The organism is Streptomyces sp. NPDC038707, assembly GCF_040636485.1.
Classification (GTDB): Bacteria; Actinomycetota; Actinomycetes; order Streptomycetales; family Streptomycetaceae; genus Streptomyces.
This window is the reverse complement of sequence record NZ_JBEZUP010000027.1, coordinates 84,339-107,902: the sequence shown is the minus strand read 5'-3', so window position 1 is coordinate 107,902 and position 23,564 is coordinate 84,339. Positions and strand designations below refer to the sequence as shown.

The window sequence follows — 23,564 nt, the reverse complement described above, 5'->3', positions numbered from 1 at the left end:
GCGGGTCCTTCCGAAGTGATCATCGGGGTTGCCCGCCCATGTAAACAGACCGGCGGCCCTCCTCGGTTCAGCGCTTTTCCGGGCGGGTGACGCCGATGGTGAGGCCCATGGCCGCCAGGCCGAGCGCCATGGTGATGACGCCGGTCAGGACGTTGTTCCAGATGATGCCGGCCCGTGCACTGTGCGTGGCGGTGACCACCCATGGTGAGATCAGGAGCCAGACACCGAGGGGCACCAGTGCCCACGCCAGGCGGAACATCCGCTCGGGGACGAGGGCGAGACCGAGACCGATCAGGCCGATGGTGATGCCGACGATCAGGTTGTTGGTGGTGATGTTGGGCCGGCCCGCGAAGTGGACGACCCACGGTGAGATCGCGGTGTAGAGACCGGTCAGCAGGATCAGCCCCTCGAGGGCGATCGCCCTGCCGGACGAGGCGGTGCGTTCGAGCCGCTCCCTCATCTCCGCCATCTCGGGGTGTCCGGTCATCCCGCCGGTGGAGCCGGTGGAGTATTGCGGATACGACATGGGCGTCGTCTCCTCTCCCGCATTGGGCTTATGTCCTTTTTACCCGAATTCCCCCACTTGAGTGACTGAAGCGACCTCATCGAACCCGCTCAATGTGATTCACATCACATGGCACCCGATCTCCCGCTCGTCCCGCCGGTCCCGTGAGGGCCGGCCGGTTTCGGCGTGCCGCGCGACGGAAACCCGGTGGTGCGTCCCGCGGAGGGCAGGGCGGGCTGTGCCCGACACCGAACAGGCCCGCGTCCGCGCATGCCGGAGGAACCCGTACAGGAGGGCACCGTGAAGCTGGCGGAATTTCTGGACCGGGTCCGTGACCGTGGGGAGTACCACAGCCCGGAGGAGGCCGAGCACATCAGTACGTCGGTGCTGCGGGTGCTCGCCGCCCGGATCCCCTCTCAGGAGGCGGACGACCTGGCCGACCGGCTGCCCGCGCCGCTGGACGATGTCCTGCACGGGCATCCTGCACGGCCGGAGGCTCTCGGGCTGGAGGAATTCCTGCGGCGCGTGGCCCAGCAGACCGGCGCCCGGCCCCGGACCGCCGAGTGGGACGCCGGCGCCGTCCTGTCCACCGTCGCCGACGCGGTGCCGGGCGCGGAGGTCGACCACCTGCTGGCTCAGTTGCCGACCGGCTACGCGGACCTGTTCGGCAGGCCGGACCTGGGCTGACCGCCGCGCGGACCGGCTCCGCGCCGGCCGCGCCAGCCGGCGGCGGAACACGGCCGAGCCCGCTCAGGAAGCCGCTTCGCGTGCCACGACGTCCGTGACCAGGGGGCCGGTGCCGGGCCGGGTGCCCGGGGTGAAGCGGAGGCCGGTGTCCGCACCGGTGGGGGTGAAGTCGTACGTCCAGGTGCGCCAGTCGTCGGTGACGGCGACGGTGGCCCTGGAGTGCCCGTCCGCCTGGATGCCCAGGCCCCTTCCCGTGCGCGCCCGTTCGCCGGGTGCCGCGCTCGCGCCGAGGGTGCCGGCGCGGGCGCGGAAGGTGACGCGGACCGGGCGGCCGGGCGTGGTGGCGAGGCGGGTGCCGAGGAATCCGGGAGCGGCGCACAGGCCCGCCGCGTGCGAGCCGTTGTCCAGACCCGCGAGACGCCCGTGACAGGCGTGCACCCCATGGTTCGTCCAGCCCGGGAAGCACGCGGGAGCGCTGCCCCGGTCCCGTTCCACCGCCTCGGAGATCCAGGGGGTCTGAAGGTGGGGGTTGGGGTTGAGGATCGGTCCGCCTGCGGGGACGGGCAGCCGCGCCCGGAGGGCGTCCCGCCAGACCGCGGCCATCTTGGCGTAGCCCTGGTCGTTCGGGTGGACCAGGTCGGACAGGTCGTCGCCACCCTGGGGTGAGGCGTGCAGCGCGGGGGCCATGTCGGCGAAGAAGACCCGGCCGCGGTGCCCGTACTCCTCGGCGATCTCGCGCACATGACGGTTGTAGCCGTCGATGTGCGCCTGCCACTCGGGCTGCCGCGAGGGAATGATCGAGGCGAGCAGGATGCCGGCGGAGGGGGCCAGGCGCAGCAGGGTCCGCACGAAGGTGCGCAGGTGGCCGGGGGCCGCCGTGTGCTCGGGGCCGTACATGTCGTTCGTGCCGATGTGGACGAGCAGCCAGTCCGGCCGGGCGGCCGGAACCCACTGCGGCAGCAGGGGGGTGAGTGCCTCGACGGTGATGCCGCAGACCGCGGCGTACGCGGGATCTCCCTGCGGCTGGAAGGCGTTGACGCAGGGGCCGACGAAGCAGGCGTCGTGGCCCAGGCGGTGGAGGTGGCGGAGGAGTTCGTCGCGGTACCCGGCCGCCCCGGTGCTGTTCATTCCGGCGGTGATCGAGTCCCCGAGCGGCATGATCCGCACGGGCCGGGGCGGGCTGTCCGTGTCTCCCCCGCCGAGCGTCCCGGCCGCCACCGCGGCGGTGGTCCGTGCGGTGACGTGCCGTGAGGTGGGGCGGGATTGCATGGCCTCTCCCAACGCGTGCCTGAGCCTGTGGTCGCGGATGGTGCCGGGCACCCGGAAGATGCCCGTCGGCCGCACGGGTTCCCCCGTGCGGCCGACGGTTCACACAGAAGAAGGACGTCCCCGGACCTTGTGACGGCCCTGTGCCCTGCACGAGGGCCGACGACGACACTGACGCTGACGCTGAAGAAGACGATGACGGGCCGGGAAGTCGCGCCACCGCCCGTGCGTCCGCGGCCGGTTCGTCAACCGGTGGTGCAGGCGGTCCCGTTGAGGGTGAACGCCGTCGGCGAGGTGTTGGCGGCCGACTTGCCGCCGGTGAAGCCGACCGTGACCGAGCCGCCCGCGGGGACCGTCGACGTGTACGACGCGGCGGCAACCGTCACCTCGGCACCGCTCTGGGCCGGGGTACCGCCCCACATGGTGCTGATGGTCTGGCCGTTCGGGAAGCTGAAGCCCAGCGTCCAGCCGCTGATCGCGGTGGTACCGGTGTTGCCGATGGTGATCTCTCCCTGGAAGCCGCCGGGCCATTCACCGACGACGCGGTACCGCACGGAGCAGCCGGCGCCGGGGGTGCCGGTGCCCTTCCCGGTCCTGACAGTGACCGTCGCGGACCGGGGCGAGCGGTTGCCGGCGGCGTCCCTGGCATAGACCGCGAAGGTGTACGCCGTGTCGGGGGTCAGGGACGGGACGGTGACCGCGGTCGTCGCGGTGGAGGCGGCCTGGGTCTCCGTGGTGCCGCTGACGCGGACCACGTCGTAGCCCGCGATGCCAACGTTGTCAGTGGCCGCGGGCCAGGTCAGGGTGACCGAGGTGGGCGAGACCGCGGAGGCGGCCGGGGTGCCCGGTGCGGTCGGGGCCTGGGTGTCGGGGGCGGCGGTGCCGAAGACCGTGGCCTCGCGCGAGGTCGCGGCGATGCCGTTGGCGCCGTGGAAGATGCGCCGGCCCCAGGAGCTGAGCCGCGCGGGGTCGAAGTCGAGGGCGAGGTCGAGGACCGGGTCGGTGTTGCCGCTCCAGGACCAGGCCAGGTAGCCGAGGCCGAGCTGCTCGGCGGTGGCCATCATGGTGTCCTCGTCCGGGTCGCCGTACTGGTCGGCCGGTCCGCCGAACTCGCCGATGACAAGGGGGAGTTTCGCGGTGACGAAGGCGTTGAGGTAGTCGGTGATCTCCTGGGCGGTGTCGAAGACGCTGTACATGTGGATCGAGAAGAGGAGGTTGCCGGTGGTGTCGGCGTCGTAGACCGTGCGGGCGTTGGCCCGCATGACGCCTTGCCAGTCCTGGCCCCAGTTGGGCGCGTCCACCATGATCGTGTGCTGGAAGCCCGCCGCGCGGAGCTTCTTGACGGCGGCCATGGTGGGTTCGGTCCAGCCGGCCGGGTTCGTGTTGCCCCAGGGCTCGTTGCCCATGTTGATGATGACGTAGTCCTCCTGGCCGGCCAGGACGTCCTTGAGGCTGATCCAGTAGTCGGCGGCGTGGTCCAGCGTGCCGGCGGCCGAGTCCTCGCCGTACCCGGTGGTGTCGTGCACCTCCAGGACGCAGATCAGCCGGTTGGCCTTGCAGTTCTGGATGACGGCCGCGACGTCCTGCGCGCTGTTGCGGGACCAGCGGTAGCCGTCGGAGAGGACGACGCGCACGGTGTTGGCGCCGAGCGCCTTGACGTCGGCCAGCGACTGGGTCTCGCCCGGGTACCAGGTGTGGGCGTGGTTGACGCCGCGCATCACGAAATCGTTGCCGTTGCCTTCGAGGAGGCGGCCGTTGCCGATGTGCAGCCCGGTCGCGGCGGCGGCCGGCCGGGAGCCGGCGTGGGCGGGGGCCGGGGAGAGGGCGAGCAGTCCCAGCACGGTGACCAGGGCGGCCAGCACCACGGCGACCGGGTTCCTCGGTGTCCAACGTGTCGTTGTTCTCACTGCGGCTCCAGGAGTGGGTGGACAAAGGGCGGCCGAAAGCTGTGGGAGCGCTCCCATAGAGCCAGTTACGGCAGGTGCACGTCAAGGGATCCGTCAGGAAAGGTCCCCGTCGGCCCCAGGGCGGGGCGGCCGGGCGCGGAACCGGAGTCTCAGCCGGCGCACTCCAGACCGGGGCCGGCGCACTCCAGGCCGGGGCCGATGTCCGCCAGGCCGCCGGCCCCGGCTTCCGGCGCCGCGGTCATCGGCACGTGGCCCCGGGCGCGGCCCCACCGGTCCAGCAGCCGGCCCATGCGCTTGGCGGTGTGCAGCGTGATGCTCCGCTCGCCGATCCGCAGGCCGGGATGGCGGTGCAGGATGCGTTCCTCCAGGGTGAGGCAGTCGGCGGGCGAGCGCAGCCACGCGGACAGCAGCAGGTTCTCCGGTCCGGTGACCGACGAGCACAGCCGGGTCTCCGGCAGCCCCGCAAGCGCGTGCGCCACGGCCTCGGTGCCGGGGCCTGGGGCGGTGATACGGAACGTGGCGATGACCGGCCAGCCGGCCAGTTGCTGGGTGAGGTCGCACCGGAGGTAGACCTCGCCGCCCGCGGTCATGCGCCCCAGCCGCCGGCGTACGGTCGTCTCGCTCAGTCCGCACTCCCGCGCCAGCTCGGCGTGGCCGCGGCGGGCGTCGGCGCCGAGCGCGCGCAGCAGCCCGCGGTCGCCTTCGAGCGGTCCGCTGCCGGGCCGCGCGCGCGTACGGCTGTCACCACCGGCGAGATGGGTGCGCTGGCGTTCGTTGAGCGCGCGCACCAGCCATCCGCTGCCCTCGCGGTACACCCGGGTGCAGACGCTCAGCCGTACCGAGCGCACTCCGTCCAGCCGTCCCAGCCGCCCGGTGACGAAGCCGTCCAGGGCGGACAGGTCGCGGGCGGCCACGCCCAGGAACAACGAGTGGTCGCCCGTCGTGCGTTCCACGCTGAACACCGGCCCCCAGCCGCACAGTTCGGTGGTCAGCGCGTCGAGTGCGCCAGGGGCGCAGGCGAGATCGACGTATCCGACGACCGAGGCGTGCTGCGCCGGGTAGGCCGTCATCCAGGCCAGGCCGCTGTCGGAGAGCCGCCGCCAGCGGCGCGCGGCGGTGGTGGCGTCGATGCCGATGACGGCGGCGATCTGCGCCCAGGGAGCGCGCGGTCGCAGCTGGAGGGCCTCGACCAGGGCCAGGTCGGTCTCGTCGAGCCCGTCGGGGGTGTCCGGGAGGGCGGTGTCGGTGGGCGGCACGCGTCTCATCCTGTCAGCGCGGGCGGCCCGGCTGAAGCCCCCGTCACGTACCCGGGACGCCGGATTCCGGCGCCGACGCGGTACGGCTGCCGGATTCCTGCGATTGCGTGGCCCGAAGCGGCGGACGGTGCAGGGTGTCCGCCAAGCGTCGCCTCGAACGGCGGGAGGACTCCTTGCTCAGAACCACCCGGACCACCGCGGTCCTGCTGTTCACCGCATGGGCCGTCGACTACATCGACCGCCAGGTGATCAATCTGGCGCTGCCGTCGATCGGCGACACCTTCGGTCTCAGCCACGCGGAGCGGGGCGTGATCCTCTCCTCGTTCTTCCTCACCTACGCGCTGACGCAGCTTCCCGCCGGCCCGGTCGCCGCGCGCTTCGGCGGCGCGCGTGTGGTGTGCGTGGCCCTCGTCCTGTGGTCGGTCTTCACCGGACTGACCGCCGTCGCCTGGTCGTTCACCGCGCTCGTGGTCTTCCGCGGTCTCTTCGGCATGGCCCAGGGCCTGTTCCCCGCGGCGGCCATCGAGACCCTCAGCCGGCGCAGCGTGCCCGAGCAGCGGCTGACCGCCAACGGCTGGATCCAGAGCTCCAACGCGGTCGGCGGGCTGCTGGCCTCCGTGCTGGGCGGGCTGCTGCTGGCCCGCTGGGACTGGCGGGTGATGTTCCTCGCCGTGTCCGTGCTGGGCCTGCTGGTGGTGGTCGCGATCCGGCGCCGGCTGCCCGGGCCGCTGCCCGCCGAACGGACCGGCCCGTCCCTGAGCCACCCGAAGGGGGCCGCGGCCGCGCTGCTGAGGTCGCCGGCCGTCTGGGGCTTCGCGGTGATGTTCCTCGCCTACGACGTCGTGGTGTGGGGCCTGAACAGCTGGAGCGCCTCCTTCCTGATGGAGGAGCGCGGTCTGAGGGTGTCCGACGCCGGGCTGGTGTCCCTGGCGCCGACCCTGCTCGGGGCGGTCGCCGCCGTCGCCGGGGGCCGGCTGAGCGACCGGTTCGAGGGGCGGCCCCGGCGGATCGTCGTCCCGGCGATGTGCGGGGCGGCCGGCCTGCTCGTCCTGCTGCCGCTCACCACCACACTGGCCCAGTTCGTGGTGGTCGGCACACTCGTCAGCGGGATCGTCGGCCTGTGCTACATGCCCTGTTTCTCGGTGCCCCTGCGCAGCCTTCCGCCGGCCCTGACGGGAACGGCTTCGGGAATCATCCTCTTCGGCGGCCAGGTGTCGGGCATCATCGTGCCGACCGTGTTCGGCCGGCTGGTCGACGCCTTCTCCTACCGCGTCGCGTTCTGGTCGTTGCTCGTGGGCCCCGTGCTCGCCGTCGCCGCCGTGCTCTGGGTGCCCCAGACCTCCCCCCGTTTCCTGGCGCGTCTGCGCGCCGTCGTCATCGACACCCCGAAGGAGGACGACAGTGATACGTCCGCTGCCGCCCACCCCGCCTGAGGCCGGCCTGAACCGCGGCCTTTCGGCACGTCTGCCGCACTGGGAGGAGGTCTACCGCGATCTGCACGCCCATCCCGAACTCGCCTTCCAGGAGCGGCGCACCGCTGCCGCCGTCGTCCGGGAACTGGCGGGCACCGGCGGCTGGGAGACCACCGAGCGGGTCGGCCGGACCGGTGTGGTGTCCGTCCTGCGCAACGGCGCCGGGCCGGTGGTCTGGCTGCGGGCGGACATGGACGCGCTGCCCGTGCGGGAGGAGACCGGGCTTCCGTACGCCTCCGCCGAGCCCGGGCTGATGCACGCCTGCGGTCATGACGTGCACGTGGCCGCCCTGCTGGGGGTGTGCCGGCAGCTCGCCGCGCACCCCGACGCCTGGAGCGGGACCGTGGTGGCCGTCTTCCAGCCGGCCGAGGAGGTGGGGCAGGGGGCGCAGGCCATGCTGGACGACGGTGTCCTCGACCGGTTCCCCCGGCCCGAGGTGGTGCTGGGCCAGCATGTGGGCCCGCTGCCCGCCGGAGTGGTGACGACCAGGCCGGGCACCGTCATGGCGGCGGCCGACAGCCTCCGTGTCACCCTGTACGGCGCGGGCGCGCACGCCTCCGCCCCCCATCTCGCCGTCGATCCGGTCGTGATGGCGGCGGCCGTGGTGCTGCGGCTGCAGACCCTGTCCGCCCGTCTGGCACCGCTGTCCCCGTCGCCGCTCCTCACGGTCGGGGCCCTGCACTCCGGCACGGTCGCGAACGTCATCCCGCACACCGCCGAACTGCTGTGCAGCCTGCGGACGTTCGACGCGCAGACCCGCGAACAGGTACTGGCCGGCATCCGGCGGGTCGTCGACGCGGAGGCCTGCGCGCAGGGCGCCACCCGTACGCCGGACATCACGACGTACGACTCCTTCCCCCTGACGGTCAACGACCCGGAGGCCGCCGAGCGGGTGCTGGCGGCCGTGGCCGGCGCGGGTGCCCTGGGGCACACCCTGTCCGCTCCGCTCGCGGGCAGCGAGGACTTCGGCCGGTTCGCGGCGGCGGCCGGATGCCCGTCGGTGTTCTTCCACTTCGGCGGCGCGGACCCCGCGGGCTTCGACGAGGCGGCCGTGGCCGCGCTGGAACGCGGCACGCTCCCGCCGGGCACGGCCACGAACCACTCCCCGTACTACGCGCCCTCCGACCGGCACGCCGTCGCCGCCGGGGTACGCCACCTCCTGGCCGCCGCCGCGTCGTGGCTTGGCCGGGACTCCCACACCGGAAGGACCGCCTCATGAAGCGCTGGAGGCCCGTTCTGCTCGCCGCCGCGCTCGCCCCGCCGGCGGCCGCCCCCGCGGCCGCCGCCTCCCCGGCCGGCGCCCCGGCGCCCCAGGTGCCCGCCTGCGCCTGGGAGCCGCTGGGTCACCGGACGTCCAACGTCGCCTATCCGGACACCAATGCCGAGTACTGGCTGCTGCGTCACACCATGCGCAAGGGGCTGGCCATCTGGCTCGACGGCCGCTTCCCGGACGCCCGTTACGCCTCGGTCGCCACCTACGACGCCCACCCCAGCAGTTCCACGGGTCCCGGCGGAGCTCCGTCCGCCCTGACGGATCACCAACTCCTCCCCGACCGGGGCAGCGGCAACCCGTACCGTCAACCCGTCCACCCCGGCGGCAAGTTCACCGTCACGGTCACGGACACCCCCGCGGGCCGGCCCAACACCCTGCCGCTCGCCCCCGCCGGCACCCCGGAAGGCGCCGAGGGAACCGTCGTCCACCGGATCCATCTGCCGCACGGGACGTTCCGCCTGCCGAAGGTCACCTTCGTCCGGGACGGGCACCGCGTCCGGGTGGGAACGTGCGCGAACGCCCTGTCCCCCGGCGCTCCCGCCGCCGGCGCGTCCTCCGGGCCCCCGTCCCCGGCCGGGGCGGACACCCCGCCCCGGCCGGCCTCCACCCCAACCCGGACAACGCGTATCTGAGCACCGGCTTCGACGCGCCGCCCGTCGGACAGGTCCTGGTCGTCCACGGCAAGGCGCCCACCGCGACCGCCGGAAACCACGCCCGGCCCTGGCCCGCCGGGGTGCCCAGGTCCGGTACTGGTCGATGTGCGACAACCTGTGGTGGGGGCCGGGCGAGGTGGTCGCCAACCCGCTGCCCGACGGCGGCGTGGCCCCGGGCTGCCGGGCGGACTTCGGCACCCGCCTCGCCGCGGACGGCACCTGCGCCTACGCCGTCGGTACGGAGGAACAGCGGGCGGCCGTCGAGCGCGTGCCCGGGGTCACCTTCCTGCCGCTGTCCTCGGCCGCACCGGCCGCCCGGCACCTGCTGATCCTGCGGAACATGGTGGCCGCGCCGGGCTTCGCCGAGGCGATCCAGCGGATGCCGGCGGGGAGCGACGCGACCCGCACCGCCGAGGTGATGGGCGCGTACCACCCCAGGGCGGCCTCTTGCGACCTGGACGCGCTCGCCGAGTCGGGACCGGAGGTCTGCCTGGGGTCTGACGCGCTGCGGAACACCGGGTCGCCGCAGGTCAGTTACAACCTTTCGGCTGAGCCGGCCGTCCAAGGGAAGTCCGGCGCGATCACTGTGCCGGACTTCCCTTCCTATCGATGTGGGAGATGCCATGAGTTCTGTCTCCGTCGGCCGTGTGCTGCGTCGCGGCGCATGTGCCGGAGCCGTTGGGGCGTTGCTGGCCGCCGGTCTCGGCAGCGGGGTCGCCTTCGCCGACGAGGCGCAGACCGACCAGCTGTGGATCCAGGCGCCGTACGAGCAGGCGGTCACCGCGGGCGCGGACGGCGCCGCGGGTGAATACCGGTCGCTGGCGCTCGGCCTGTACCACGACAACTCCGGCTTCACCGTGACCGACGGCCGGTTGACCGTCGATGTCTCGGGGCTGGCGGGGTCCGTCGACGTGGCCTGGCCCGACAACTGCGCGCCGAACACCTCCGGTACGGTCGCCGTGTGCGACACCGGGGACGTCCCCACCGGTTACACCCCGCAGGTCGAGCTGAAGGTGCGGGCCGCCGCCGGCGCCGGCGCGGTGCAGGGCGCGATCGAGTACGCGGCGGAGGCCACCGGCGGGCCCGACGGGAAGCTCGTCGCCCCGGGTGCGGAGACCTTCCTCACCGTCGGCTCCGGCCCGGACCTGGGTGTGAACGCCCTGCGGAGCGTGCGGGACGTGGCGCCCGGGACCACCCTCACGGTGCCGTTCTCCGTCACCAACACCGGTGACCGGACGGCCCACGGCTTCAGCGTGAAGCTGTGGGCGACGTACGGCCTCGACGTCGCCACTCGTTACCCGCAGTGCACCTACGCCGGGCCGGACACCGACGACAACGAGTACACGCCCATGACGTACGTGACGTGCTCGTTCGACACCGAGGTCGCGCCCGGCGCCACGGTGGAGCTGCCGGAGCCGCTGCGGCTCGCCGTGACCGGCCGCGCGCTGTACGAGCGGTTCGACTACGAGGTGCAGCCCGGCGGCGACGCCACCGACCTCGACGTCTCGGACAACGGCCAGTCCTGGAGCATCACCGCCCGCAACACCGCCGACTTCGCGGTGTACGGCACCCAGGTGAGCGGCAGCGCCGGGGACACCGTGACCGCCGCCTTCCGCTTCGCCAACCACGGCCCGGCCTGGGCCGGCAATGTCGGCTCCGGCGACCCGATCGCCGTGATCGACTTCTCTCTCCCGGAGGGCACCACCGCCACCTCCGTGCCGGACACCTGCCACACCGCCGGATCGTCCGGCAGCCCGGCCGTCGCCCACTACGCCTGCACCCTGCCGACGTGGGCCAAGCCCGACCTCGACGTCAGCTTCCCGTTCCAGCTGCGCGTCGACCGGGTCGTCCCCGACGCCACGGGCCGCGTCGTCGCCCGGCCCGAGTACGGCACGTCGTTCGCCTTCGACCCGGACAGCGGGAACAACTCCGCGACGGTGACCGTCAACCCGTCCGCCTGACAGCACGGAGCGGGGCAGGCCCGCGGGCCTGCCCCGCTCGCGGTCGCCTGCGGCGGGCTAGGAGTTGTCGTCAAAGTGTCACGCCCACATCAGAAGCGATGCGAAGCTCACCCGGGCCTACCGGCCGCAGACCAACGGCAAGGTCGAACGCTTCAACCGGACCCTGCTCGACGAATGGGCCTGCCCACGGCCCTACACCAGCAACACCGAACGCACCAACGCCCCGGCAGACTTCCTCCACACCTACAACCACCACCGCTGCCACACCGCACTCGGAGGCAGGCCACCCATCAGCCGCGTGAACAACGCTGCGGGCAATACAGTACCTGCGCCCGCAGACCCCGCGGACCGGCACGTCCCGGGACGCCGCCTGGTGGGCGCACGGAGCCGGCGGGGCGAGGGGAGTTGATGCCCCGTCAGGACACCGGGTCGCGATCGGCGTCGCCGTCAGGCTCCGCGGAGGCGGACGTGGGCCGCGGCGGCGGCGACCGAGCGGCGGCGGTTTCCAGCAGCGCCCGCGGGGCGCGGCCGTCGTCACGGGTGCCGCTCGGCGGGACCCCGAACCCGGTGAACGCCGACCGGCACAGCACCGCGTCGACGGTGAGCTTGTCGACGCCGCGTGATGGCGCGGCGCGCAGCAGGTCGTCGGTGAGGCCGGAGACGTCGCGCAGCGCCAAGGGCAAGCGAACGGTCTCGGCGACGGCGGTTCCGCCGGTGCCGGCGAACCGGGCAGCGAGCGCTCGGCCCCCGGGTCCCCTGGAACGCCGCGTCGCGCCTCACGTCCTGGCGGGAACCCGCAGGGTCAGGATGGCCACGTCGTCGTCGTTGTCGGCGGGTCGGACCCGGCTCAGCAGTCGATCGGTGAAGGAGGGCAGCGTCCGGTGGGCGAGTGCGGCGGCGTGCTGGCGCAGCCGCTGCAGACCGGTGTCCAGGCTGTAGCCGGGGGCTTCGATCAAGCCGTCCGTGTACAGCACGAGGGTGGAGCCGACCGGGATCAGGACGGTGGCGTCGGGGCGGGAAGCACCGAGTCCGGTGCCGAGGAGGATGCCGTGGCCGTCGGTGAGGTAGTCGGCGAGGCCGTCGCGGCTGACGAGCAGGGGCGGCGGATGGCCCGCGTTGGTCCAGGTCAGTCGCCGGTAGCCCTCACTCGCCTCTTCGATCCGGGCGAGGATCATGGTGACCATGGGCACATCGGTGATGTGCTGGACCGCTTCGTCGAGTCGTTCGACGATCCGGCCGGGCCCTTCCCGGTGGGTCCAGGCGTAGGCACGGAGCATGTTGCGCACCTGTGCCATGCCGGCCGCGGCCTCCAGGTCGTGGCCGACGACATCGCCGATGGCCAGGGCGGTGGCGCCGTCGGAGAGAGGGAAGGCGTCGTACCAGTCGCCGCCGACGTGCGAGGCGTCGGGCGCGGGCAGATAGCGGACGGTCATCTCCAGCCCGGGCACGCTCGGCATCTGGGGCAGCAGATGGTTCTGCATGGTCTCGGCGACCTTGCGCTGACGCTGGTAGAGGCGGGCATTGTCCAGGGCGAGACCGGCCCGGCGGGCGATGTCCTCGATCAGGGGCAGGTCGTCACCGGTGAAGTTCCCCGGGTGTGCGGCCCGGCCCAGGGTGAGGGCCCCCAGCACTTCACGGGTGCTGCGGATGGGGGCGATGGCCGCGGAGCGGATGCCGGTGGCATCGAACAGGCGGCGCTGCTCCACCGCGATGCCGGAATCCGGCGCCCCCTGGTAGGTCTCGGGTCCGGCGACGGTGGAGGCGACCCCGCGCAGAGCCCTGGACAGGGGCATGGGGGATCGTTCCGGGATCGGCGGCATCGGGCCCTGCAGGTCCTCGTGATGCCCCAAGGTGCCCCCCTCGGCGTGGACGACGACCGCGCGCCAGACCTCGTCCCGCTCGGTGATCAGGTCGATGATGACCCAGTCCGCCAGCCGAGGCACCACCAGCGCCACCAGCCGGCGCAGCGCCTCGTCAACGTCGAGGGTCGAGGTCAACCGTGTGGTGGTCTCGGCGAGCAGCGCCAGCCGCTCCAACTCCGTCAGCTCGGCCACCGGCCCCCGTCGCGCGCCGGCTTCCCGCGCGTGGTCGGTGGTGTGGAAGACGACGAGTGTGCCGTACTGCCGCCCACCGATGCGATACGGCGTGATCAGCCAGGAAACGGGCAGGACGGAACCGTCCCCGCGCGCGAAATGGTCTTCCTCGGCCTGGGCGGTGCGCCCGGCGTGGAACGCCTGCCGCATGACGCACCGTGCCGTCGGCAGTGGCTGACCGTGAGCGTCACGATGCAACAGATCGTGCGCGTCGCGGCGGAGAAGATCCTCGGCGGGCATGGCCAGCATCCGCTCCCCGCAGGAGTTCACGGCGACGATGCGGCCCTGCTCGTCCACGACATAGGCGCCGGTCCCGATGGCTTCCAGTGCTTCGGTGAGCACACCGGCGGATACGTCTTCGGACTGCTGCCGCCCACTGCTCGCGTCCGTGCCCGTGCGTTCAGGCCCTGCCATACCCGTCTCCTCGCTGATCGGCCGTCCTCTTCTGGCCGGCCGCCCGCACCCGGCTGGCCCGGTCCGGTCCCGGTGCGCCCCCCCCGATCGACAGGCAGCGGCCGCTCACCGGGACGTTCAGGCCTGATCATGTTTGACGGGTACCCGCCGGAAGCGGTGCGTTCACCCACGATCACCGATGCCCGCCACCGCCCGCCCCAGTCCGCCGATCACCTCCGGCTCCGGGAGGCTGCCGAGCCGTCCGTCGTACGCCGTCACGGACGACGGCCTCGCCGCTGCGGCCGTGGACTGCGGCGGCCGTGGACTGCGGCGGCCGTGGACTGCGGCGGCCGGGCCGCCGGCGCCCCGGATGCGGAGGCGCCTCCCAGACGCCGGCAGGGAGACAGCGACTCGGGACGCAGTCGGCAGTTCTCGGACTCGTCCGCCAGTGGCGCGTCCGGGCCGAGCAGCGGGACGGTCCGGCGAAGTTTCTCCCCTGCGGGCCCACAGGCCCATGGCCCCGCGGCCGTCGGACCGCAGCCGGCCAGGCCGGCGCCCGTCGTCCGGGCGCTCGGGCCGCCCACCCTCATGGATCCGGGGACCACGCCGACCACGATGATCGCCACCGCGGCCACCCCACATCCGGAGTGCCGGAGACCCGTGACGACTGCCTGCCTGGCCGGACTCCACATCCCGGGCATCTTCCCCTGGTCCACCGCCGATCCCGGGGAACCTGCCCGTCCCGTCAGGAGACCGCCTCGCCGGTCCTCGGCTTGATCTGCGAGACGGGGCAAGGCGGCTGTCACAAACCCGGCTGCCGTCCGGTCATAGGGATGACTGGACGGTGCGACCCATGGCGCCGTCGATGTCTTCGGTCAACTCTCTTCAAGAGGAGAAACAGCATGATCCAGACCAACATCGCACGCCCCGATGCCCGCGGGCAGGACGAGTCCGTTCCGTCGCGCTACGCGCTGAAGGTCGGCGACATCGACGTGATGGTGATCAGCGACGGGGTGCTGCCGATATCCCCCGCGACGCTGGCCACCAATGCCTCCAAGGCCGAGCTGTCGGCCTGGCTCAAGAACATGTTCCTGTCGCCCGAGGTGATCGACTACCCGCTGAATGTGGCCGTGGTGCGCAGCGGTGGCCGGACCGTCCTCATCGATTCCGGGCTGGGGACGGAGTTCCCGGGCTTCCCGCGGGCCGGGCAGTTGGCCATGCGACTGGACGCCGCCGGGATCGACCCCGCGTCCGTGACCGACGTGCTGCTCACGCACTTGCACATGGACCACATCGGTGGGCTGCTCGTCGAGGGGCTGAGGGGCCGGTTGCGCCCCGACCTGCGGGTGCACCTGGCGACCGCCGAGGCCGAGTTCTGGGAAGCGCCTGATTTCTCCCGTACCGCCATGCCGGCACCGGTGCCGGAGGTGCTTCGCACGACCGCCTCGCGGTTCCTGGAGGTGTTCCGCGGCCAGTTGCGGCCGTTCGAGACGGAGTACGAGGTAGCGCCAGGAGTAAGGATCTGCCGCACCGGCGGTCACACCCCCGGTCACAGCATCGTCCGCCTGGAGTCCGGCGGCGAGCGGCTGACGTTCGCCGGTGATGCGGTGTTCCAGTGCGGGTTCGACAACCCGGAGTGGCACAACGGATTCGAACACGACCCTGAGGAATCAGCCCGCGTCCGGATCCGTCTCCTGACGGAGATGGCGGCGAGCGGCGAGCAACTGATCGCGACTCACCTGCCCTTCCCGTCCCTCTGCCGCGTGGCGGTCGCCGGTAACGCCTTCCGGTTCGTACCGGCCGTTTGGGATTACTGACCGCACCTCGGTCACACCGCTTCTCACGGCCCTCGGCGGGAAGGGGAGGCGCAGGAACGGGCCCCTCCCGCCGGGCAGCGGGATGCCGGGTGAGAGGAGGGGGCATCGTCGGGGTGCCTCCAACCGCCGCGGTTCCGGACGGCCTGCGCTTCTCCGGTGCCGCGGCGTGGGCCGTCCGCGTGGCAGGCCGGAGCGGGTCCGGGCGCGTACTCGGCTGGGACGACCGCGCCTGTCCGCGGTGGCGGGGGAACGGGGCCGCCACCGCCGGACCCGATGAGCAGCGGGCCCACTGCAAGCCCTGCGGCTGCCGGCCGCACGGTATGACAAGCGTCATCACGCCATCACGCCTTCAATGGCACCGCGATCGTCATCCGGCTCCGGCCTCGTGGCCACCGTGCGTGGCGAGAACGGGGAGGCGGCACGGACGTTCCGCGAGAAGCGCGCCCGACGTCTGCCCTCGGCATGCCGTGCGCCACCGTACCCGCGGTCACGTCACCACCAGATCGACGCGCGACAGGCATGCCCTTGGTCCCCCGGGCCCCGTCTCGGGTCCGGTGCCCTGGCCGTCACCATCGAAACGGAGGGCAGGCGCAGACCCAGGCCCAGGTCGCCGTCGGCCGGCAGCGGGTCAGTTACGTAGGGACGCGACATAGGGAGACAGTTTCTCCGGGTTCATGACCCACATGATCCGGTCGATACCCTCGGTGGACACATCGATGGACAGCAGGGCCAGAGCAGCCCCATCGGCCGAGATGAGCGCGGCTGGCCGGCCGTTCGCCTCGACCCACTCGGTCTCTGCCGGCGGCCAGAAGCGCGGTGCGAACGCCGCCAGGTACCGGGACACGTGGGTCCGTCCGACGACCGGGATCTTGGACGCGCCGCGCATTCCGCCTCCGTCCGAGTAGCTGACGACGTCCGCGGTCAGCACGTCCTCCAACACCGAGAGGTCGCCCGTCCGGGCCGCGGCGAGGAAGACCTCCAGCAGGCGCCGGTGAGCCGCCGGATCGACCCGCTTGCCGCGTTCGGCGGCCAGGTGTCTGCGTGCCCGGCTCACCAGTTGACGGACGTTGGCCTCCTTCGTCTCCAGCATCTCGGTGATCCGCCCGTAGGGGTAGTCGAAGGCCTCTCTCAGCACGTAGGCGGCGCGCTCCACGGGATTCAGCTTCTCCAGGAGCAGCAGTACCGCCAGCTCGAGGGCCTCGGCCCGTTCCGCGCCCAGTTGCGGATCCTGGCTGGTGTCGACCGGCTCCGGGAGCCACGGACCGACATAGGTCTCCCTGCGAACGCGTGCGGACTGGGCCAGGGTGATCGCCAGACGGGTGGTCACCGTGGTCAGGAACGCGGCCGGCTCGTGGACGGTCGTCCGGTCGGTGTTCTGCCACCGCAGCCAGGTCTCCTGCACCACGTCCTCGGCCTCAGCGGCGCTGCCCAGGATGCGGTACGCGATGCCGAAGAGTCGCGGACGCGCGGAGATGAAATGCTTCGTCGCCTGGACGAGGGTGTCGTGAGAGGATCCGGCATGCATGGAACGGTCCCTTCTGACCGGGTTACCGACCATGCTACAAGTGGCACACCGAGTCACCCGAGGCTGTCCGGCGTCCCCAACTCGCCTTGCACTGCGATCAGTTCAGCGGGCAGGCAGTTTCGTCCGGATCGCTCGGCCGTCGGTCCGGGCGCGGCGTCGACCGACGTGCGGTGGGCGCGGGCCAAGCCGTTGCTCCCGGACCGGACACCGAAGCGGGGCGGCCGTTGGCGAGATCATCGCGAGATGATCGACGCGATCGCCTGCAAATTACAGTCCGGCACGCAGTGGGTGCATCTGCCGGAGAGGTACGGCAACGGGCGGGGCATCCGCAACCGGCTGCGTATTCGGGCCGTCGACGGCACCTGGAGCGGGTGTTCACCGCTCGGGTGGCCCAGGCCGACGCGGACGAAGGCCTCGACTGGGTCGGGTCGGTGGACTTCACGATCGTGCGGACCCGCCAGCACACGGCCGGGGACCACAAAAAGAGCCCCCATCAGCCGGTCCCGCGGCGGACCGACCACGGAGATCCACCGCACCGCCGCCACCCGTTGCCGGCCTCTGGCATTCGTCCTCACCGGCGGGCCGCCGGCGATGCACCTGCTTTCACCGCCCTGGCTCGACAAGGCGTACTCTTCCCGCACGGTCCGCGGGCACTAGGTGTTCTGTCCGGGGAGGTTGTGGACGGGTGAGCCAGGTCTCGGCTGAGGGATCTTGAACAGGTGAGGGCCTTCCGGTTCGGTGTGGATTGCGACGTCTACACCAACAGAAAGGCCCTCGTGCCCCACCGTAATGCACCGTTGACCGAGACCGGCCGCCTGCGCCTGGCCCGCTGCGTCGTGGACGACAACTGGAGCCTGCGCCGCGCTGCGGAACGCTTCCAGGTCTCGCCCACCACCGCTCAGCGGTGGGCCGATCGCTACCGTCGGCTGGGCGAGGCGGGCATGGCCGACCTCTCCAGCCGTCCGCGCACCAGCCCGCGCCGCACGCCCACCCGTACCGAACGGCGGATCATCAAGGTCCGCCTCCTACGCCGGTGGGGACCGGCCCGCATCGCTCACCTGCCGCACCTGGTGCCCTCGACCGTGCATCGTGTCCTGACCCGTTACGGCCTGGCCCGTCTCGCCCATATGAACCGGGCAACGGGCCGGGTCATACGCCGCTACGAACGCGACAAGCCCGGTGAACTGGTTCACGTCGACATCAAGAAACTCGGCAACATCCCCGACGGCGGCGGCCACAAAGTCCTCGCCGGGCCGCGGGCCGCAAGAACCGCACGAACGCCGGCTACAGCTACCTGCACACCGCCGTCGACGACCACTCCCGCCCGGCCTACAGCGAGATCCACCCGGACGAGAAGAAGGAGACCGCCACCGGCTTCTGGAAGCGGGCACACGCCTACTTCACCGAGTGCGGCATCACCGTCGAGCGGGTCCTGACCGACAACGGCTCCTGCTACCGCTCACGCCACTGGCGCGACCACCTGGCAGCCGCCGGGGCCACCCACCAACGCACCCGGCCCTACCGGCCCCAGACCAACGGCAAGGTCGAACGCTTCAACCGCACCCTGCTCGACGAATGGGCCTACGCCCGCCCCTACCGCTCAGAACAGCAACGACGCGACGCCTTCCCCGGCTGGCTACACACCTGCAATCACCACCGCGGACACACCGCGCTGAAAGGCCAACCACCCGCCAGCCGCGTCCCCAACCTCACAAGGCAATACACCTAGGCCTCGGCGCGGGTGAGTGCGGCCTCGCCGGCCGGCGGCTGCGGCACCGGGGAAGCGGCTGCCGGGGCGGCGTGGACGCGGTCCAGCAGGGCCGCCGGGTCCGGGTCGGCCTGGAGCGCGGTGAGGAGCAGCCGCCACAGGTCGTTCAGGTGCTGCTCGATGTGCTCGCGGCCGTCCAGGGCGTCGGAGACGGTGTGGAGGCCGAAGAAGGCGCAGACCACGCTGTGCGCGGCGGGCACCGGGTCGACTCCGGCCGCCAGTTCCCCGTGGACGCGTGCCTCGGTGAGGAGTTCGGTGACCACCTTGATCCAGTCGACGAACGGCGTGGGCAGGGGCGCGGCGATCGCCTTGCGTTCCATCCACAGGCGTGAGCCGGCGCGTACGACGACGTCGTCCCGGAAGGCGCGGGCGACGGTGAAGCTCAGCGCGACCAGTTTCTCCAGGGCCGGGCGGCCGGTGGACCGATGGTGTTCGATCATGCGCGGCCAGGAGGCGAAGTGCTCCTCGACCACGGCGAGGGCCAGTTTCTCCTTGCTGGCGTAATGGAAATAAATGGCGCCGCTGGTGCGCCCGGAAAGTGCGCTGATATCGCTGATGCTGGTCCCGGCGTAACCCCGTTCATCGAACAATCGTGCCGCGGTTTCCAGCAGAGCCCGCCGTGTCAGATTCGCTCGCACGCGTCGCAACCTTTTTCCGAGGTCCTCGTACCTCTCCTGCCGCTAGGCAATGTAGTACCCGAGCCCGTCCGGACTGTCGAGTCGGTGTGCGGAACGCGCCGAACTGCGGTCTGCTGGGGGAATGGACGCTCGAATCCGTGGCACCGTCGAAGAGCCGCGGGCCCTGAGCTGGTCGCGCACGGTCCCCCGGGAGCTGGTCCACCGGGCGTCCGTGGCGGAGGTTCTGCTCACCGACGTACTGCGCGTCGACGAGACGCGTTTCCTGGCGGCCGCCTGCTGGTCCCGGTCGCATCCGACCTTTCCGGTCGACGGCCATGCCGTCCATCATCCGCTGATGGTGGTGGAGACATTACGGCAGCTGGGTATTTTCATCCCTTTGTGTTACCTCGGCGTGCCGGTGGACACCCGCATGCTGATCACCGACGTCTTCTTCACCACGGAACCCGCGGCGCAGCCACGGGCCGCCCACGGCGCCACCCAGATCACCTGCCGGGTGCGGGTCACGGGGCTGCGCGCCGGTGCCGACGGTGCCGCCGCCGGGCTGCGGATGCACACGGAGTTCCTGGCCGGCGGCGCGGTGTTCGCCCGGGCCGGCGGCGGTGCCCGGTTCCTGTCCGCCGAACGGTACGCGGCCCTGCGCGGGCCGCTCGCCGGCACCTGCCAGCCCCCGGCGTCGGCCGGCCTGCTCCGGCCCGACCCGGCCCGGCTCGGCGTGCCCCATGCCCGGGACGTGGTCATCGGGTGCGCCGGGACCCCTGGGCCGGCCCCCCGGGAGGTGCTGGTGGACGCGGCCGATCCCTGGCATCCCTTCTTCTTCGACCACGCCACCGACCATGTGCCCGGGATGGTGCTGCTGGAGGCGGCCCGCCAGGCCGCCGCGCTGGCGAGCGACGGAGCCCTGACCCGGCCCACCGGTGCCCGGCTGACGGCACTGCGCTTCACCGAGTTCTCCCCGGCCGCGCGAATCGTCTGCGTGCCGCACCACCGCACCTGCGTCTTCCGGTTCACACAGGACAGCCAATGCCCCGCTTTCGGCGTTCTGCACTACACATCACCCTTGCGGGCGTAACTTGACGTCACAGCTTGACTCCCTACTGTGACTAAATCTAGCGTAACGATCGTTATGTTCCCTGGTGGGACTAGTCCGTACGGGCGTCAACGGCCGACCGTACGACTTTCGGCCCCGCCCGGAACCCTGCGCCGCCCCGCGCACACGGGTGGCCCGTCGGCACCGCTCGCCCCCCTGCGGTGGGAAGACGTCACGCCCCGGTCTGCGCTCTCGCGGCTCATCCGAACGGAAAGCACACAGATGACGCTTCATCGCATCCTTTCCTGGACACCGGCGGCCGTCGTCTTCGACTGCGACGGCACGCTGCTGGACACCGAACGACACTGGGAGACCGCTCGCCGGCGGGTTCTCGACGACGTGGGCCTCACCCCCGCCGCGGGCTTCGCGGAACGGGCCAAGGGCCTGCACTACACCGAGTGCGGGCAGCTCATGGCCGACGAGGGAGGCCGCCCCGACCTGGGGCAGGACCTCGCCGACCGGCTGCTGCGGCACTTCCGCGTCCTGGTCTGCGACCACCCGGTGACCATGCCGGGCGCCCGCGAGCTGGTACGGGCGGCGGCCGCCTTCGCGCCCCTGGCCGTCGCCAGCAACTGCCCCCGTGACGTGGTCGAACCCGGTCTGCGAGAGGCCGGGCTGCTGCGTCACTTCCGCGCCGTGGTGGTGCCGGAGGGCACGATCCGGCCCAAGCCCGACCCCGACGTGTATCTGACCGCCGCCGAGCGCTGCGGAGCCGACCCGGCCGACACGATGGCGGTCGAGGACACGCGCTGCGGCATCCTCGCCGCGGTCCGCGCCGGACTGACGGTGCTCGGCGCGGGCCCGTGGCCGGGCGACGAGACGGCCGCCCTGACGGACCTGTGGGTCGAGACGCTGGAGGACCCGCGGATCATCCGCTGGGCCACCGAGCGGACCCCGCTGCGGACCACGCCGCCGAAGCCCGCCGCGGCTCCGTCACCGGCCGGCTCCGGGCTGCGGCGGGCCACGGCACCGTGACCGCGCTCCCGCGGCGGGTGAACGGGGCCCGGGTCCGTCCTCGGGGGACGGGTCACCGCTCGTTCAGTCCGGCTGGTCCGGCACCGCGTCCGACCCGAAGGGCGGCAGTACGGTGACCACGCCGCCGGCCGAGGCGAGCAACAGGCCGACACCCACGGCCCCGGGGTCCGGCACTCCCCTGCCCCGCTCGCCGACGTAACTGGCCCGGCCGCGGCGCGCACGCAGACGCGCCGTCAGGCGCACCCCTTCCCATGCGGCGCGCGACGCATGGGCGAGGGCCACCCGGCTGCCGGTCCGCTCCGGACACACACGCAGCGCCTCGCACGCCGGATACAGGGCGTCCACGAGGGTCTTGTCCCCCGGCCGCGCCTCGCCGACCCGCTGTACGGCGGCGAGCCCACCGGTGAGACCGGCCCGCAGCGCGGGCACGTCCAGCTCCGGGCCGACCGCCGCCAGCGCCAGTTCCGTCAGCAGCAACCCGAACAGCGGGCCGCTGGTACCGCCGACCCCGTCCAGGAAGACGGTCGCCACCGTGCGCAGCGGCCGGCCGGCCCGCCCGGTGTCCGCGGGTGACACCGCCGTCGCCCGGTCCAGAGCGCGCACGGACGCGTCGAGTCCCGATCTGAGGTTCGTACCGAAGTCGCCGTCGCCCACCCGCTGGTCGAGCGCCGTGAGCTGGGCCTCGGTGGCCCGGACGGAGGCGGCGAACCTCCGCATCCAGCCTTCCGTGAAGGCGGCGTCGGCGGGCGGGGTGTCCGTCCGCGTCGCGCTCGCGATACCGGTGTCCGGGGACGCCGCGTCATCCTGCGCCGAGTAGTGCTCCAGCATGGTGCCACCTCCTGCCCGCCCCTGGTCATCGAGGCCATGAGGGCGTGTGCGCGGGCGCGTCGAACCACTTGACCGTCTCCGGGTCCGCCCGCATCAGCGTGAGCGAGAAACCGCGCATGTCCAGCGCGGTCACGAAGTCGCCCACGAGGACGCGTTCGAGGATCAGTCCCCACCGGTCCAGGCGCGCCGCGAGTTCCCGCGCCACGCCGTACAGCTCCAGGCGCGTCACCCCGCCGAGCCCGTTGACCAGGGCGATGACCGAGTCACCGGCGGCCGGGTCCAGCGCCGCCAGCAGTTCCTCCGTCATCCGGGTGACCAGTTCGTCCAGCGCCGGCCGGGACTCCGTACGACGGGCCCGCTCACCGTGGATGCCGACCCCCCACTCCAGGTCCCCGTCGGCGAGCTCGAAGGCGGCACGCCCCGTGGCCGGTGTGCGATGTGCGGCCGAGGCGACCGCGAGGCTGCGGCAGCGGCTCGCCAACTCGGTTCCCAGGTCGACGAGTTCGCGCAGACCGAGACCGGTGTCGGCGGCTGCCCCGAGGACCTTCTCCACCAGCACGGCGGCCCCGGTGCCCCGGCGGCCCGTGGCCGACTCGGGTGAGTCCGACGCCAGATCGTCGTCGATCAGCACGCGGGCGCAGTCGATGCCCTCATGGGCGAGCCGCTCGGCCGCGATGCCGAAGTTGATCCGGTCCCCCGTGTAGTTCTTCACCAGGTGCAGTACGCCCGCGCCGCGCGACACGGCACGGGAGGCGTCGAACACCTGGCGGTTGTGCGGCGAGGCCATCAACTGCCCGGGGCACACGGCGTCGAGCATGCCCGCGCCGAGGAATCCGAGGTGCAGCGGTTCGTGCCCGCAGCCGCCGCCCGACACGATCGCCACCCGGCGGCCGGGAGCCGGGTGCCGGGCCCGGAAGAACCCGGCTTGTTCGTCGTGCACGACGAGGTCGGCGTGGACCCGGGCGAACCCGGCCAGTGCGTCGGGGACCATGCGGTCGAGCGAGTTCGTGAAGTACACCACTGGCCGGCCTCCCAGACGTCCTCGGCCCCGCAGCGTCCCGGAGCGGGAAGCGGGAGGCCAGAAACCACGGTGGGTCGATCGGAGGCACGTCATCCACGGACACACCACCCGGGATGCCGCCTCGTATGTCTCCGGGTCTCACCTGCCTAACGGCGGTCCGCCTCGCGGCTGTCGCCCTCGGATCCGTCTTCCGGCCATGCTGCGGCGGTCCGGCCCCCACGGCAAGTCGAGCCCGGCCGCACCGGCCGCCGTGCGGACCGGTGGCGCTCGGTGGATGCTTGATGTCACCGGCTGGTCCTCCGGTGCGCCGTACGGGGACGGGACGAGGTGTCCGCGGCGGGCCCGGGTGACGAGCGGGGAGTGGTGCGGAACGCCGGGATGCCGGCCCGCCGTGCCGGGACTGGGGCGTGGCCGCGGGGGCGGTCCGGTGATGCCCGGC

At 72.4% G+C, this 23,564-nt stretch carries 19 protein-coding genes and 4 pseudogenes; 12 read left to right on the top strand and 11 right to left on the bottom strand.

Features of this window, described 5'->3' with window-relative positions; genetic code table 11:
• Positions 1-67: 67 nt before the first annotated feature.
• The gene (locus AB0E62_RS29555; protein ID WP_362200377.1) at positions 68-526 is read right to left on the bottom strand and encodes an SPW repeat protein; all 459 of its coding nucleotides are present in this window, start codon (positions 524-526) and stop codon (positions 68-70) included.
• A gap of 279 nt (positions 527-805) precedes the next feature.
• Between AB0E62_RS29555 and AB0E62_RS29550 the strand changes: the two genes are divergently transcribed.
• A complete protein-coding gene (locus AB0E62_RS29550; protein ID WP_362200374.1) occupies positions 806-1,192 on the top strand; it encodes a DUF2267 domain-containing protein in 387 nt (128 codons plus the stop codon).
• 63 nt (positions 1,193-1,255) lie between these two features.
• On the opposite strand, the gene AB0E62_RS29545 is transcribed toward AB0E62_RS29550, so the two are convergent.
• The 3 genes from AB0E62_RS29545 to AB0E62_RS29535 all read right to left on the bottom strand — a co-directional run bounded on the left by AB0E62_RS29545 (position 1,256) and on the right by AB0E62_RS29535 (position 5,621).
• A complete protein-coding gene (locus AB0E62_RS29545; RefSeq protein ID WP_362200371.1) occupies positions 1,256-2,461 on the bottom strand; it encodes an SGNH/GDSL hydrolase family protein in 1,206 nt (401 codons plus the stop codon).
• A gap of 242 nt (positions 2,462-2,703) precedes the next feature.
• Positions 2,704-4,365 (bottom strand): cellulase family glycosylhydrolase, encoded by a 1,662-nt coding sequence (locus AB0E62_RS29540; protein WP_362200368.1) that lies wholly within the window; start codon positions 4,363-4,365, stop codon positions 2,704-2,706.
• 149 nt (positions 4,366-4,514) lie between these two features.
• Positions 4,515-5,621 carry an Lrp/AsnC family transcriptional regulator gene (locus tag AB0E62_RS29535; RefSeq protein ID WP_362200365.1) on the bottom strand — a complete coding sequence of 369 codons (1,107 nt, stop codon included), beginning with the start codon at positions 5,619-5,621 and terminating at the stop codon, positions 4,515-4,517.
• Between the two features lie 173 nt (positions 5,622-5,794).
• On the opposite strand from AB0E62_RS29535, the gene AB0E62_RS29530 reads away from it, so the two are divergent.
• The 3 genes from AB0E62_RS29530 to AB0E62_RS29520 are packed head-to-tail and all read left to right on the top strand — an operon-like array spanning position 5,795 to position 8,998.
• Positions 5,795-7,054 carry an MFS transporter gene (locus AB0E62_RS29530; RefSeq protein ID WP_362200362.1) on the top strand — a complete coding sequence of 420 codons (1,260 nt, stop codon included), beginning with the start codon at positions 5,795-5,797 and terminating at the stop codon, positions 7,052-7,054.
• Positions 7,023-8,312 carry an amidohydrolase gene (locus tag AB0E62_RS29525; protein WP_362200359.1) on the top strand — a complete coding sequence of 430 codons (1,290 nt, stop codon included), beginning with the start codon at positions 7,023-7,025 and terminating at the stop codon, positions 8,310-8,312. Before AB0E62_RS29530 ends, AB0E62_RS29525 begins: the two co-directional genes overlap by 32 nt.
• Positions 8,309-8,998, top strand: coding sequence for a hypothetical protein (locus AB0E62_RS29520; protein ID WP_362200356.1), 690 nt, complete (start codon positions 8,309-8,311; stop codon positions 8,996-8,998). The genes AB0E62_RS29525 and AB0E62_RS29520 overlap by 4 nt, the downstream gene beginning before the upstream one ends.
• A 246-nt stretch (positions 8,999-9,244) precedes the next feature.
• Here AB0E62_RS29520 and AB0E62_RS29515 read toward each other — a convergent pair whose 3' ends face one another.
• Positions 9,245-9,427, bottom strand: coding sequence for a hypothetical protein (locus tag AB0E62_RS29515; protein ID WP_362200353.1), 183 nt, complete (start codon positions 9,425-9,427; stop codon positions 9,245-9,247).
• Between the two features lie 215 nt (positions 9,428-9,642).
• Here AB0E62_RS29515 and AB0E62_RS29510 point away from each other — a divergent pair, with 215 nt between their 5' ends.
• Positions 9,643-10,980, top strand: a complete 1,338-nt coding sequence (locus AB0E62_RS29510) for a hypothetical protein (RefSeq protein WP_362200350.1) — start codon at positions 9,643-9,645, stop codon at positions 10,978-10,980.
• Positions 10,981-11,083: 103 nt separating this feature from the next.
• Positions 11,084-11,296, top strand: a pseudogene (locus AB0E62_RS29505) (integrase core domain-containing protein); the annotation flags it as partial.
• Positions 11,297-11,396: 100 nt separating this feature from the next.
• Here AB0E62_RS29505 and AB0E62_RS29500 read toward each other — a convergent pair.
• On the bottom strand, positions 11,397-11,657 hold the full coding sequence (locus AB0E62_RS29500) for a hypothetical protein (RefSeq protein ID WP_362200347.1): 261 nt from the start codon (positions 11,655-11,657) through the stop codon (positions 11,397-11,399).
• 99 nt (positions 11,658-11,756) lie between these two features.
• Entirely contained in the window at positions 11,757-13,487 is a 1,731-nt protein-coding gene (locus AB0E62_RS29495) for a SpoIIE family protein phosphatase (protein WP_362200344.1), read from the bottom strand.
• An 881-nt stretch (positions 13,488-14,368) separates the two neighbouring features.
• Between AB0E62_RS29495 and AB0E62_RS29490 the strand changes: the two genes are divergently transcribed.
• Complete coding sequence (locus AB0E62_RS29490; protein ID WP_362200341.1) at positions 14,369-15,283, top strand: MBL fold metallo-hydrolase; 915 nt, start codon at positions 14,369-14,371, stop codon at positions 15,281-15,283.
• A 628-nt stretch (positions 15,284-15,911) separates the two neighbouring features.
• On the opposite strand, the gene AB0E62_RS29485 is transcribed toward AB0E62_RS29490, so the two are convergent.
• Positions 15,912-16,808, bottom strand: a complete 897-nt coding sequence (locus tag AB0E62_RS29485) for an RNA polymerase sigma-70 factor (protein WP_362200338.1) — start codon at positions 16,806-16,808, stop codon at positions 15,912-15,914.
• On the opposite strand from AB0E62_RS29485, the pseudogene AB0E62_RS29480 reads away from it, so the two are divergent.
• The 3 pseudogenes from AB0E62_RS29480 to AB0E62_RS29470 form a co-directional block, all read left to right on the top strand.
• Positions 16,761-17,165 (top strand): annotated as a pseudogene (locus AB0E62_RS29480) (transposase); the annotation flags it as partial. The gene AB0E62_RS29485 and the pseudogene AB0E62_RS29480 overlap by 48 nt on opposite strands.
• A gap of 135 nt (positions 17,166-17,300) precedes the next feature.
• Positions 17,301-17,390 (top strand): annotated as a pseudogene (locus AB0E62_RS29475) (IS5/IS1182 family transposase); the annotation flags it as partial.
• Between the two features lie 194 nt (positions 17,391-17,584).
• A pseudogene (locus AB0E62_RS29470) lies at positions 17,585-18,537 on the top strand (IS481 family transposase).
• On the opposite strand, the gene AB0E62_RS29465 reads toward AB0E62_RS29470, so the two are convergent.
• On the bottom strand, positions 18,534-19,223 hold the full coding sequence (locus tag AB0E62_RS29465; RefSeq protein WP_362200335.1) for a ScbR family autoregulator-binding transcription factor: 690 nt from the start codon (positions 19,221-19,223) through the stop codon (positions 18,534-18,536). The pseudogene AB0E62_RS29470 and the gene AB0E62_RS29465 overlap by 4 nt on opposite strands.
• Positions 19,224-19,335: 112 nt before the next feature.
• Here AB0E62_RS29465 and AB0E62_RS29460 point away from each other — a divergent pair, with 112 nt between their 5' ends.
• Both AB0E62_RS29460 and AB0E62_RS29455 read left to right on the top strand, forming a co-directional pair.
• Positions 19,336-20,283, top strand: a complete 948-nt coding sequence (locus tag AB0E62_RS29460; RefSeq protein ID WP_362200332.1) for a ScbA/BarX family gamma-butyrolactone biosynthesis protein — start codon at positions 19,336-19,338, stop codon at positions 20,281-20,283.
• A 240-nt stretch (positions 20,284-20,523) separates the two neighbouring features.
• Entirely contained in the window at positions 20,524-21,276 is a 753-nt protein-coding gene (locus AB0E62_RS29455; protein ID WP_362200329.1) for an HAD family phosphatase, read from the top strand.
• Positions 21,277-21,339: 63 nt separating this feature from the next.
• Here the strand turns inward: AB0E62_RS29455 and AB0E62_RS29450 are convergent, their stop codons facing one another.
• Together AB0E62_RS29450 and AB0E62_RS29445 are read right to left on the bottom strand one after the other, a co-directional pair.
• Complete coding sequence (locus AB0E62_RS29450) at positions 21,340-21,993, bottom strand: DAK2 domain-containing protein (RefSeq protein ID WP_362200395.1); 654 nt, start codon at positions 21,991-21,993, stop codon at positions 21,340-21,342.
• Between the two features lie 136 nt (positions 21,994-22,129).
• Positions 22,130-23,095: a dihydroxyacetone kinase subunit DhaK gene (locus AB0E62_RS29445; RefSeq protein WP_362200392.1), complete on the bottom strand. Its 966-nt coding sequence runs from the start codon at positions 23,093-23,095 to the stop codon at positions 22,130-22,132.
• Between the last annotated feature and the right edge of the window lie 469 nt (positions 23,096-23,564).

Coding starts and splice junctions, on each gene's coding strand:
- AB0E62_RS29445 (WP_362200392.1), bottom strand. CDS start 23,095: ATGGTCCCCGACGCACTGGCCGGGTTCGCCCGGGTCCACGCCGACCTC.
- AB0E62_RS29485 (WP_362200338.1), bottom strand. CDS start 16,808: ATGCATGCCGGATCCTCTCACGACACCCTCGTCCAGGCGACGAAGCAT.
- AB0E62_RS29520 (WP_362200356.1), top strand. CDS start 8,309: ATGAAGCGCTGGAGGCCCGTTCTGCTCGCCGCCGCGCTCGCCCCGCCG.
- AB0E62_RS29460 (WP_362200332.1), top strand. CDS start 19,336: ATGGACGCTCGAATCCGTGGCACCGTCGAAGAGCCGCGGGCCCTGAGC.
- AB0E62_RS29555 (WP_362200377.1), bottom strand. CDS start 526: ATGTCGTATCCGCAATACTCCACCGGCTCCACCGGCGGGATGACCGGA.
- AB0E62_RS29545 (WP_362200371.1), bottom strand. CDS start 2,461: ATGCAATCCCGCCCCACCTCACGGCACGTCACCGCACGGACCACCGCC.
- AB0E62_RS29510 (WP_362200350.1), top strand. CDS start 9,643: ATGAGTTCTGTCTCCGTCGGCCGTGTGCTGCGTCGCGGCGCATGTGCC.
- AB0E62_RS29495 (WP_362200344.1), bottom strand. CDS start 13,487: ATGGCAGGGCCTGAACGCACGGGCACGGACGCGAGCAGTGGGCGGCAG.
- AB0E62_RS29450 (WP_362200395.1), bottom strand. CDS start 21,993: ATGCGGAGGTTCGCCGCCTCCGTCCGGGCCACCGAGGCCCAGCTCACG.
- AB0E62_RS29455 (WP_362200329.1), top strand. CDS start 20,524: ATGACGCTTCATCGCATCCTTTCCTGGACACCGGCGGCCGTCGTCTTC.
- AB0E62_RS29490 (WP_362200341.1), top strand. CDS start 14,369: ATGATCCAGACCAACATCGCACGCCCCGATGCCCGCGGGCAGGACGAG.